12 protein-coding genes are annotated in these 10,982 nt (G+C 42.3%); all 12 read right to left on the reverse strand.

All coding sequences use genetic code 11. The features are described 5' to 3' along the window. Nucleotides 1-156 precede the first annotated feature (156 nt). A complete protein-coding gene (locus tag MUP17_01485; GenBank protein MCJ7457648.1) occupies nt 157-1,077 on the reverse strand; it encodes an SDR family oxidoreductase in 921 nt (306 codons plus the stop codon). A gap of 101 nt (nt 1,078-1,178) precedes the next feature. Next, complete coding sequence (locus MUP17_01490) at nt 1,179-1,352, reverse strand: hypothetical protein (GenBank protein MCJ7457649.1); 174 nt, start codon at nt 1,350-1,352, stop codon at nt 1,179-1,181. A 41-nt stretch (nt 1,353-1,393) separates the two neighbouring features. After that, nucleotides 1,394-2,098, reverse strand: a complete 705-nt coding sequence (locus MUP17_01495) for a class I SAM-dependent methyltransferase (protein MCJ7457650.1) — start codon at nt 2,096-2,098, stop codon at nt 1,394-1,396. Nucleotides 2,099-2,144: 46 nt separating this feature from the next. Beyond that, complete coding sequence (locus tag MUP17_01500; protein ID MCJ7457651.1) at nt 2,145-2,834, reverse strand: nucleotidyltransferase domain-containing protein; 690 nt, start codon at nt 2,832-2,834, stop codon at nt 2,145-2,147. Then, nucleotides 2,815-3,135, reverse strand: a complete 321-nt coding sequence (locus MUP17_01505) for a hypothetical protein (protein ID MCJ7457652.1) — start codon at nt 3,133-3,135, stop codon at nt 2,815-2,817. Before MUP17_01505 ends, MUP17_01500 begins: the two co-directional genes overlap by 20 nt. A gap of 369 nt (nt 3,136-3,504) precedes the next feature. Next, entirely contained in the window at nt 3,505-5,004 is a 1,500-nt protein-coding gene (locus MUP17_01510) for an SEC-C domain-containing protein (GenBank protein MCJ7457653.1), read from the reverse strand. Between the two features lie 111 nt (nt 5,005-5,115). Next, entirely contained in the window at nt 5,116-6,798 is a 1,683-nt protein-coding gene (locus tag MUP17_01515; GenBank protein MCJ7457654.1) for a fibronectin type III domain-containing protein, read from the reverse strand. Nucleotides 6,799-6,960: 162 nt separating this feature from the next. Then, nucleotides 6,961-8,379: a tRNA uridine-5-carboxymethylaminomethyl(34) synthesis GTPase MnmE gene (gene mnmE, locus MUP17_01520; protein ID MCJ7457655.1), complete on the reverse strand. Its 1,419-nt coding sequence runs from the start codon at nt 8,377-8,379 to the stop codon at nt 6,961-6,963. Between the two features lie 229 nt (nt 8,380-8,608). Then, complete coding sequence (gene yidC / locus MUP17_01525) at nt 8,609-10,264, reverse strand: membrane protein insertase YidC (GenBank protein ID MCJ7457656.1); 1,656 nt, start codon at nt 10,262-10,264, stop codon at nt 8,609-8,611. After that, a complete protein-coding gene (gene yidD / locus MUP17_01530) occupies nt 10,257-10,517 on the reverse strand; it encodes a membrane protein insertion efficiency factor YidD (protein MCJ7457657.1) in 261 nt (86 codons plus the stop codon). The genes yidC and yidD overlap by 8 nt, the downstream gene beginning before the upstream one ends. 14 nt (nt 10,518-10,531) lie before the next feature. Next, nucleotides 10,532-10,864 (reverse strand): ribonuclease P protein component, encoded by a 333-nt coding sequence (rnpA, locus tag MUP17_01535; GenBank protein MCJ7457658.1) that lies wholly within the window; start codon nt 10,862-10,864, stop codon nt 10,532-10,534. Next, the coding region (locus MUP17_01540; GenBank protein ID MCJ7457659.1) for a 50S ribosomal protein L34 at nt 10,861-10,982 on the reverse strand (122 nt) is incomplete at its 5' end. The genes rnpA and MUP17_01540, both read right to left, overlap by 4 nt.

The following is a 10,982-nucleotide window of genomic DNA, read 5'->3' on the forward strand; positions in this document are numbered from 1 at the left end:
ACCTGCCCAAAGGTGCACGCCATAAGTTCAAGATAGTGAATAACTTGTAAACTTTTGAGAGGATTCAAAAACACGCTCCTTTGGGCCAGGTGCAAGCAGTAGTTAAATTACAAATTACCTATTTTCAGTTATTTACGTTTTATTTTTAATTAATCATCATTTATTGCTTCTTTGAGAAATGTTTCGATCTAATAGTGCGATTAACTCATCTCGTGAATAATTGTGTTGAGGATTATCATTTTCGTCAAGCAATTTATCTATCAGAGCATTAATCACCCTATCGCCTTCCCATTTTGTGCCGACTAAATATCTTAGTTTAGGCCTTTCTGAGAATAATGCATCGTACACGGCGACAGAAACTATTTCGGGCGAGGATGGCTTTCTATTTGTTTCCGATTCTTCCCCGTCGTCAGGCTGGGAAGGCTGGTTAAAGCTTGCCAGGGCCTGTTCTGCTTCTTCTTTAAATGGGGGTGCTGCGCGCTGAAATCGGGCTATTGTGCCTGGCAATGAATTTGAACCTGCATTGGAAACGATTCCACCAGGCTGGACTATACTAACCCAGATTCCATAAGGCTCCAATTCCAGGTTTAGAGAGACCGTGTAAGCCTCCAGAGCGTGTTTGGTCATCGTATATGGACCAAAATACTTATAGGTGATGATTCCACCCTGAGAACCTATATTTACGATTCTCCCTTTTGACTCGATCAGTAACCTGACAAAAGTATTCGTCATCCGGTGAGCGCCAAAAACATTGACATCAAAAATTTCAAACATTTCTTCATCCGTCCAGGTGCTGAACATCCCAAGCTCGCCAATACCTGCATTGTTTACCAGCCCATATAACCCCTTGCCCTCGTTCACGATGAAATTGAACGCATTCTGGATTTGCTGCGGGTTTCTAATATCCAATTTGAGCGGGATAACATTCTCGATCTTCTCTAATTCTGCCAGGTCATTGTCTTTTCGGGCAGTACCATAGACGATATGCCCTCGCGCGGCAATATATTTGGCCAGGTGATTCCCGATACCGCTACTTGCACCTGTTACCAGAATTGGGGATCCTGATTTTATCTTCATCTGAGTAACTTATTGGTAGCCGCAGACTTTAGTCTGCGTTACAGCGCTACAAGAAAGAATGCACCCACATGGGTGGCTACCTTCTTATCTCTGGAGTCTAATCAGCGCAGCTTCTCCACAATAAAAAGAAAGTCCACCCGATGCGCCCAGGGAAAACCGAGCGTGACGTTAGGGAATATTGAGATGACTTCGCCTTCCAGGCTATTCAGGAACTGCTCTAATTTGTTCTGGTCCTTTGTCATCCTGATATCGAATCTGTGCACCCTGTATTTCATTGGCCTGACTCCTTTTTTATATATTAAGTTGTTTTTTCTTGTTATGGTTTTCTGCCCACAGCAATCATGTGCGGACTTGACCGGCAAAACTGCTCCCCTTTGAAAGACCCATACAAGGCTTCTATCACCAAACCGGCTTGCTCAAACAACTGCTCTGTCTCCCTACGGGTGTAGACCCGCATTGAAGACATATTCTTCGGGTCATTGTGCCCGTTGATGATCCTGCGGGAGATAATCCGCTGGGTATCCCTGTACCAGTAATTCCGAATAATCACCTCACCGCGGCGTTGCTCCGGGATAAAATGCCTCAGGATATATTCGCGGTTGACCTGATCGACCAGCAATCTGCCACCAGGCTTAAGCGCACGAGCGTAACGCCGGACGAGTTCCAAGTTTTCCTCATCTGAAAAGTAACCGAAACTACCTCCCCAGTTGAATGCCCCGTCAAACTCCTGCTCGAACTCCAGTCTGCGTAAGTCCATAACCTTGAATCTGCCCTGTAATCCTGCCGTGCGAAATCTGCGCCGCGCACGATTCACAAACTGAGGGCGCAGGTCCACACCTGTGACAGCACAACCCTGGCAAGCTAAGTGAAAAGCAATGCGCCCGGCACCGCACGGGGCGTCCAGCACTGCCTGCCCCTTGCGCAATCGCAATGCCTTCTTGATGAATCGAGCCTCTTCTTCTCCCTTTTCATCCGGAAGGAGCCAGAGGTGCTCCTCCATCGTCTCAAACCAGTCTGACATGATTCTTATTTCCTGATACAAAACTCCGAGAAAATCTTATTCTATTCTATTTCTTAAAAATACCCGAAATCTCTTTTTCATTTATCTCTTCTAAGCCTCGAATGACCTTCTTTTGCCATTTTCCAGGTAGTGATTTAAAAACCTTCTCAATAATATTTTCTTCTTCTTTATTGATTAAAGCCCTTAAAATCTCAATAGCAATGTTTCTGTCTTTTATGGCCTTATCTTCTTTGTCTCTTCGCTGGGAAACTATTAACTTATGTAAGGCAAAATTGGCAGGATGGGGTAAGTTCAAATAGAAATCTTCAACCTTCACTCTTATAGTATTCTCTGATAGAAAATCAAGAAACCTTAACGCTTCAGCGTTTATACCTAACTTAGGCACAGAATATGGCTTATCTGAACCTTTGCCTCTCGCCGGAACTAAGAACTCAACTATAAGGTCTGGATGGTCAAGTTTTATGTAGCCCCTTGGTCCACGAAAACCTGTAACAAACCCCAGGTCTTTAAGCAGGGCAGGTATATCTATTGTCTGCTTTATCTTATCAGGCTTGCTTATAAGAAAATCCATATCTCTTGTTTTTAGAGTAGCATGATTGATATAGGAAACAGAGGAAAAATAATCTTTATAAAAAAATACACACCAGCTACCAATCAGCACAAAATCATTTAAGATTTTCGCTTTATGGAACCTCCTTAAAATCTCAAGGCACAGCTCATACTGCTTCTTTTCCACGCAAAGAGCTCCTCAAAAACCTGATCTGCTTTTTCACCTGGGAGAGCAATTTTCTGTATTTTGCCCTCAACTCTTTTGCTTCTGAATACTTATGTTTTTCTTTCTCAGATATTTTCCCTTTATAGATATACTTTACTTTCTTATCGATCCTTTTTACCAGATAATAATATTTATGACCTTTTATCTCTCTCACCGCCAGACAGCCCTGCGGCAGATTTTTTAACGCCTGCTCATATTCTTTTTTCATCCGCAAAGAATTATGCAATTCCTCTTTGAGGACTCCTTTTATCACACCTACCATATCTCCTCCTGTTACCCAACAATCTGTATTAGATTATACGCTGTTGGGTAACAATTGTCAAAGAAATAATTACCCAACAAACTGTCAAATAATTATACTTGTTGGGTAACGAGAAAATTGAAAGCCTGACAGACCATCCCCGGCAGCTGCCAGAGCCGAGCCTCTTCTTCTCCCTTTTCATTCCGAATCTGGATCCTGTGGACCGGAAGGAGCCAGAGGCGCTCCTCCATCGTCTCAAACCAGTCTAACATGATTCGGTTCCTGTATAGCAGATGAAATCGGTAGTTTTTCTTTATTCATAAAACCTATAAGCTCTAACGCTGCGCTTATAAGCGTCGGCTACGAGCGTTTGTTAGGCCACTTTTTCATTTAGTCCGTGTTCCTTTGCTTCTTTGCAAGATCCATAAAAAACGCGGCTGGGAGTTTGTCTGGGAAGCCTTTCCTCTTCAGAGTAGACGTAATAAGGTTTGTCGCCCCCGCTACTGCAATAGCAGCTGCAAGAAATCCCGCATGCCCGGAGGCGATAAGCGGTCCTCCAGCCAATAGCCCTGCCGCCACCTCACCGCCGGCCCATTTGATTAAGTCTCGGTCAATCTGTTTCCATTCTTCTTGTGCCAGCGCTACCTCTGCCTCAAGTTCGTCCGCAAGAATTCGCACCTTATCCTCACCATATGGATTTTCCGAGGACGCTGCGGCCCAAAGCCGACGTAAAAAAGCTCTCAGCTTCGAAAGGCGTCCCTCGCTTCTTAATGTGAGTGCGTGGGTCAACTCGAGATTATTTAGGAATTTTAAATCGACGTTTTGGAATGCTTTTGCGAGAGGAGACCACTCCGCATTACTGGCGCCGTGTTGCTCTCTATCCAGCTCCATTTCTTTCCACCTAGTTGGCAGATCCGTCACCAAGTATGATCCTGTAATCGACGCAGTAAGTCTCGCGATGTCATAGCTCGCCCCCGTGGTCATAATGTGATACTCAGACCAGCCTTTACCATCATGCTCAACGGGCTCCAAATAATATGGATCGCGCTTGCGCAATTCATGAATGCGGGCTATGAATTTATCTTCCTCAAACTTATCTGTGCCGAGCTTAAGTTCTCTGAAAGTTCTGCGAAGGTAGTCATCCGGAGCCGAGAGAACAAGCATTCGCAAACCCTCTCGTTCCTTGTATTCCTCGACTTTCGTTCTTGCAGTTTCCTCTAGGAGCGCTTTAAGCTCTTCGCTCTCTTCGTATTTCCTTTTTTGGCTATGCAAAGAATCCCAATTAAGTCTCGGATCAAAATCTGCGGGAGTTCGAATAAATTCTACGATTCCCGCCTTTATCCAAGGTATGAAGTGGAACCATATGTCAATGTTCTTAAGCGTCTGCGTTCTGAACTGTTCCGGATAATGAATTGGGTTGTATTGTTCTCGCACACTCAATGGATAGACGAAGGGATCGACGAGAAGAATTTTATTGGCATACAGCGAGTGTCGGGTGACACCTCGAAGAAGCAAATCGGTTTGATATTCACCCACATACAGCCCAGATACATCTGCGTGTGATTTCTTTAGTACAGATTCCAGATCAATATCTTTAGGCCAAACATCAATAATAGCCTCGTTAATCTCCCTAACCGCTTTAGGTGTAAATGCTGCTTTGAAGTCGGATAGAGACTTCGGGCCGGGTTCCCTGTCAAGTTGCAGCGCGGCGAATACGCGCTCAAGGAACAAGATATTTCTGCCTCGCGCGGAGAGATTTGATTTCCAGTCTGGCGGGTTGTCATGAAGTATCCGATCCCAGTCGACTCGGCCCTCACAGCAATGCTTGTATTTTCTCCCACTGCCACAAGGGCATTGATCATTTCTGCTGATTTTTTCCCTTTTTCCCATCGGAGTTAACAAGTAACCTAACGACTAAGCTCACCTGCCGCTATGGAGCGCAGCGGAATAGCAGTCAGGTGCAGAGCCTTGTTAGGCGAATCCATTAATATCATAAATTTCTCAAGGACATTTCCAATATGTTCCACTTTTTGCTGTATAGTAATTGCATGAGCTACAAACGTATATATTCCTATTTGTACAATAACCAGCTGCTTTGTCACCGCAAATCTGGCATCGTGTTCCTCCTTGGCTAGATAAAAGCTCTGCCTTACCTAGCTTGGAAGGTTTGCTTTCTAATCTACCTCGGACTGCGGTAACACGATAATACGTGGGGAATTCGTCAGGCCAATCTTCCATCGATGTTCTATCTGCACTTACTGAATTCGCTCTATCGATTGGACCGCTTATATCACGTGACCAATAAACCCTGTATGATTGTGCCTCTGGAACCGAAGACCAAGTAATATCTACACTCAAATTGGAGTTCAACTTGATACTCGGTTCCTTGGGAGTTACAGAATAAAAGAGACTCGTTCTAGCTTTTTCTATATTTGCGAGTTCATTTTTTAACTGTTTGCTTGCTCTATTTGCATTTTCCAAAGCCCCTTTTGGTATTTCAACATCCTTTTGCTGAACGATTTTTCCTGTTTCTTCAGTAATTACTTTCTCGACATTTTCAGGACTTTTGACCGTGGTATTGATGACGCGATCAACCGCTTGTTCCACTTTTGTTTCGAGTTTTTCGTCAAGCGTTCTGAAGAAGACATCAACAACGGGTTCTAGAATGGGATACTCTTTAATAACCTGCCGGAACAACGCCATTTTGACCTCGCCGGTAAAAACCTTTGGAATTTGGGAGGTAATTTTTTTCCCCCCTTCGATTTGAAGCAAGTTAATCACTCGCGACTGCAAGCGATTTCGATATTTGCTAATGGCGGTTTTGGCATTATCTATTTTTTCATAGTTTATTTGACGCGGATCGGTAACGACAAGATAATACCTCCTCTTTGGGGAATCCTCGGGAATTTTTAACTCTCTTTCTAAATCAGAAGCGGTTTTCGTTCGCGAGGAGCCTCGCTCAAGTATGGCCTCGACATTCCTATCATTAGCACCAAACTCAGTCCGAACGGAGTTGTAATAATCGCGAAGATCATTTGTCTCTTGTTCAATTTTGGTTGGTAATTCAAAAGCATCTTGATAAGATTGAGGAAATTGATCATGCACCTTGGGATAGAGGCCTATAGCTACTTCTTCGGCGATAGTATCTTGAACCTCTTTACAAAGGTCGGCGTATCCTTCTCTTACGGTTTTAATCCGAAGGCTTACGTTTTTGGTAGGTTCGCCAAGTTGTGTTCCAAAAAAGGTAAATGAACATAATAACACCAAAACGATGTAAGTCCGTCTAACGAATAATTGATATTTATCAAACAAGGTAAAAAGCTTCTTTGATTTTTCGGCTGGAAAGCGCAGAAAGCCTAAAAAGTAAAGTGCAAAAAGTACTATCAGTGCTTGTATTGCATTTAATTTGAAAATTGAAAAAAAAGATTTCACTTTTGCCAGAGTTTCCTCAACCCGAATCAGAAAGTGGAGTGTGGCAGAATCCGAAGCCACGACAATAGAGATGACCAAAGCAAGCACCAGATAAAGAGAGGTAACAACAACGAACGGCACCAGGAAATCCAGACTATTCTTATAAAAAAAGTAAAGGATGCCCTTTTTATAGCGATACTTTTCTATTTCCCGTTTTTTCCGCAGAAAGAGGAATGTTAGAAGGCAGCCTATTATGAAAAATATGGTAATCATAGAAAACCTCCCTTATTTTTGTATTCACAGAGTCAATCTGCGCGCTGTTTTCAAAACAAACCAATTCCGCAAACTGATCTCCGCTCTCATCGTCTAACATAGGTTTATCTGTACTAATTAAATTGCACTCACTGCCTTTCTTGACCATATTAATAATACCTTTTATTTCCCAATACAAAACTCCGAAAAAATCTTATTCAGGATATCTTCAGTTACAACCTTGCCCACAATCTCTCCAATTGCATCCAGGGCAACTCTCAAGTCCAAAGCCACAAATTCAAAGCTCATATTCTTCATAAGGCTTTCTTTAGCCAGGGACAGAGATTGAACTGCTTTGGATAATGCTTCCTTATGTCTCAAATTAGAGATTATTATCTCTTGGTCAAGTCCTTTTTTGGAAAAGAAGACCTCGTCAGCGATTTTTTCCTTAAGCTCCTCGATCCCGGTTCCCTTGAGAGCTGAAATTTTTTGAATCTTCTTTGATTTCTCGAGGAAGCTCAGCTCAATTTCTCTGACCTTTTCATCTGAGACTAAATCCACCTTATTAATCACAATTATATGGCAAAAGTCAGAAAGCTCTTTTTCCAATTCCCTATCTTCTTCTGTCACACCAGTTGAAGCATCGATCACCAAAAGTATAAAGTCAGCTTTATTTATCTCGATTTTGGTCCTTTTTATACCTTCGATCTCGATTTTGTCCTGAGAAAATCTGAAACCGGCAGTATCAGTCAATCTCACCGGCAAGCCTTTGAAGTTAGTATATTCGCTGATAGCATCCCTGGTCGTTCCGGGAATCGGGGTAACAATTGCGCGCTCCTCTTTTAAAAAGGCATTCAAAAGAGATGATTTCCCCACATTAGTCTTCCCAACGATAACCAGCCTCAGCCCCTCTTTCAGAATTTTCCCCTCTTCATAAGTGTCAATCAAGCTTTTTATCTCAGATTCAATCTTTTCCATCCTCTTCTGAACAGTTGACCTATCTATCTCCTCGATCTCATCCTCTGGAAAATCAATCCTTGCCTCTAATTCAGCTAAGATATTGATTAGCTCCTCCCGGATGAGATTTAATTTGTCTGACAATTCCCCTTGCAGATGTTTTAACCCCTGTTTCAGGCTCAACTCCGTCTTAGCCTTGATTATCTCAGCCACTGCCTCTGCCTGGGTCAGATCGATCCTTCCATTCAAAAAAGCTCTGAGGGTAAACTCCCCAGGATTAGCCAGCCTTGCGCCGGATTTGATTATCTCCTGAAGGACCCTGTAGAGCACAAACGGGCTGCCGTGACAGCTTATCTCTACCAGGTCCTCTTTGGTATAGCTTTTCGGCGCTTTGAAGACAGTAAGGTAGACCTCGTCGATGATCTGACCATTATCTGCAGAAAATATCTTACCGTAGTTTGCCTTGTGGCTTTCTGCTTTGCCCGGAGAAATGTCCCCTTTGAAGATTTTATCTGCTATTGATACCGAATTTTTGCCGCTGAGTCTGACAATTCCAATACCGCTTTCTCCAAACGGGGTGGAAATAGCGGTTATGGTATCTTCTGTGTTGGAGATCCGCCTGCGGCGGACGGTAGAATCTTTCATATTCGGGATGTTTATTAAGAATGTGTAGGGACAACCCTTCCTTCGACTTAGCTCAGGACGGTGTCTTTGACCCTGAGGCTCAGACCCGAAGGGAGCTTGTCGAACCGTGTGGCTGTCCGCATTAGGTCAGGACAGGGACCACCGCTTTTGGCGGGATTTCGCATCGCTCAACAATCCCTGTCCCTACAAAAAATCTAACCCAAAAAGACTTCGACAACAACTCCATGATTTAAGCTACAGCCACCTTGGGCTTCATCTTGGACTTAATATAATACTGCTCGATCAGAGAGAGGATATTATAGAAGGTCCAGTAAAGGGTAAGACCTGCTGGAAAGCTTTTGAATAAGAAGAAAAACAGAACAGGCATCAGATATACCATAGCCATCTGTTTCGGATCTTTTATGGTCATCTTTTGCTGCCAGAACATAGTAACTGCCATTATGACAGGAAGAATGTAGTATTTGTCCATTTGTGAGAGGTCATTTAGCCAGAATATGAAGCTTGCCCCTCTCAACTCAATCGTGCTTCTGAAAACAACAAAAAGACCATAAAATAAAGGCATCTGAGGTAAAAGGGGAAGACAACCTCCTAAAGGGTTTGCCCCTTGTTCTTTATACAACTTCATTATCTCCTGATTCATCCTTTGCGGGTCTTTTTTATATTTTTCTTTAAGGGCTGTTATTTTAGGTTGTAACTCTTGCATTTTTTGGGCTAAGGTAACGCTTTTATGAGTTAAAGGATGAAAGAGTATTTTTATTAAGATGGTGAAAACGATAATCACCAGCCCGTAATTCGGAATTACCTTATGCAGATTTACAAATATCCACAGGACCGCCAGGGAAAAAGGCTTGATAATCTTCCAGCCCAGATCAACTAAGTTCTCTAAGCCGATTTTATATCCTTTCAGGATATGGTACTCTACAGGGCCAACATAAACCATGAAGTTATTCTGAAACGTCATACCACCAGTTGGCATCTCTAAAGTAATCCCTATCTTCTTCTCCTCTAACTTCTTATCATTTAAATATTTTACTTCCCTGGTCCCTTCTGCTTTAAACCCTATTGCAGGATTGGAAAGAGGAACTAAAGAGGCGAAGAAATACTTACTGCGGGTAGCAACCCATTTAGTTTCACCTGACCTGAACTCTTCCATTTTGCCGATATTTGAACCCTTAGGCTGCTGGAAATTTTTGATTTTGACTACTTCTGTTCCCATCATAGAGGAGGCTTCAAAATAGCCGAGGTCTTCACTCAGGTTAGTCTCTGTGGGACTGACTCCGCTTCCCCAGGAGAATAGATAGCTCCTGCCTAAGTTTTTATCCTTGGAAGAAACCTCAAATTGGAGTTGAAAATCATATTTATTTTCAAAAAAGATAAATCTTTTTACAATAGAAAAGCCCCTTTCATCTGAAAAACTAAAAGTCAAACTGTCAACTGGATGAGACTTAGAGAGAAAAAGAGTTTCCTTATCCACTGTGAAATCTATCTGGCTTAAATCCAGATTTATATCCGGAAAAGATATATTCAATGGATAAATTGTATCTTCAGGGATAATCTCAATCAGCTCACCCTGAGAATACTTATACTTTTTAAAGATAAAACTTGTCAGAACCCCGCCCTTTGTGCTAAAAGACCCTTTGTAAAAAGAGTTCTCCACGAAAACTTTTTTCTCAGGAACCGATGAAGGGGCAAGTAAGATCTCACCTGCAGGTTTTAAAGGAACCTCTTCTTTTTTCTCCTGCTGTTCTAAGGTATCTATGGGAGCTTGTTCCACCTTTTTGGGAGGAGCAACTCCTTTTCCACCAGTTATCAACTGGACATAATATGGGTACAGTACGATAATTAGACCAATGAGAAGCAATGCAATTACGGTTCTTTTATCCAATTATTTTCTCCTGTAAAGATTTACTATGTTTATGCGAGTGACTCTTTAACAGAGGGTCATATCCTCCAGGATTAAAAGGGTTACATCTTAAAACTCTGTTTACGGAAAGCCAGGTCCCTTTAAAAACCCCGAAAGTTTTAAAAGCCTGAATTGAATATTCTGAGCAGGAAGGGAAAAACCTGCAGCTCGGAGGAAAAACCATTCCCAGGGTGTTTTGATAAATCCTGATTAGTAAAATGAAGATTTTATACATCAATGCTCTTGAATTTAAAAAAGTCCGGAAAATTCATTTAAAATTTCATGGTAACTTATCTCTGTCACTTTAGATCTGTAGATGAGGATTACTTTCTCCCCGGGAAGAAATCTGTCCTTATTTCTTCTAAGTATCTCCCTTAAGACTCTTTTTATCCGGTTCCTTTTCACTGCTCCTTTCAGGGCAGAGCTCAAGGTTATACCGAACTTATTTCCCTTCTCTGCAGTTTTCAGGCGCAATAAGAGCAGATTGTGTGTGAAAGATCTTTCCCCCTTTTTGATCACCTCATCCCATTCTTTTTTGTTTTTAATTTTCAGGGATTTGGGAAACCCCTCCTTTTTCATCATTTCCCTTTGATCTTCACGGTCAATCTTTTTCTTTTTTTCGTTCTTCTGCGTTTTAAGACCCTTTTGCCTCCTTTGGTCTTGCTCCTTTTTCTGAAACCGTGGTCCCTCACCCTTTTGA

It is taken from the genome of Candidatus Zixiibacteriota bacterium (assembly GCA_022865345.1).
In the GTDB taxonomy this organism is placed as follows: domain Bacteria; phylum Zixibacteria; class MSB-5A5; order MSB-5A5; family RBG-16-43-9; genus RBG-16-43-9.

What these genes read in the sequence shown, in the direction of transcription:
- rnpA (MCJ7457658.1), bottom strand. Translation starts at nt 10,864, where the DNA reads ATGATGAAAAAGGAGGGGTTTCCCAAATCCCTGAAAATTAAAAACAAA.
- yidD (MCJ7457657.1), bottom strand. Translation starts at nt 10,517, where the DNA reads ATGTATAAAATCTTCATTTTACTAATCAGGATTTATCAAAACACCCTG.
- MUP17_01490 (MCJ7457649.1), bottom strand. Translation starts at nt 1,352, where the DNA reads ATGAAATACAGGGTGCACAGATTCGATATCAGGATGACAAAGGACCAG.
- MUP17_01515 (MCJ7457654.1), bottom strand. Translation starts at nt 6,798, where the DNA reads ATGATTACCATATTTTTCATAATAGGCTGCCTTCTAACATTCCTCTTT.
- MUP17_01495 (MCJ7457650.1), bottom strand. Translation starts at nt 2,098, where the DNA reads ATGTCAGACTGGTTTGAGACGATGGAGGAGCACCTCTGGCTCCTTCCG.
- MUP17_01505 (MCJ7457652.1), bottom strand. Translation starts at nt 3,135, where the DNA reads ATGGTAGGTGTGATAAAAGGAGTCCTCAAAGAGGAATTGCATAATTCT.
- MUP17_01485 (MCJ7457648.1), bottom strand. Translation starts at nt 1,077, where the DNA reads ATGAAGATAAAATCAGGATCCCCAATTCTGGTAACAGGTGCAAGTAGC.
- mnmE (MCJ7457655.1), bottom strand. Translation starts at nt 8,379, where the DNA reads ATGAAAGATTCTACCGTCCGCCGCAGGCGGATCTCCAACACAGAAGAT.
- MUP17_01510 (MCJ7457653.1), bottom strand. Translation starts at nt 5,004, where the DNA reads ATGGGAAAAAGGGAAAAAATCAGCAGAAATGATCAATGCCCTTGTGGC.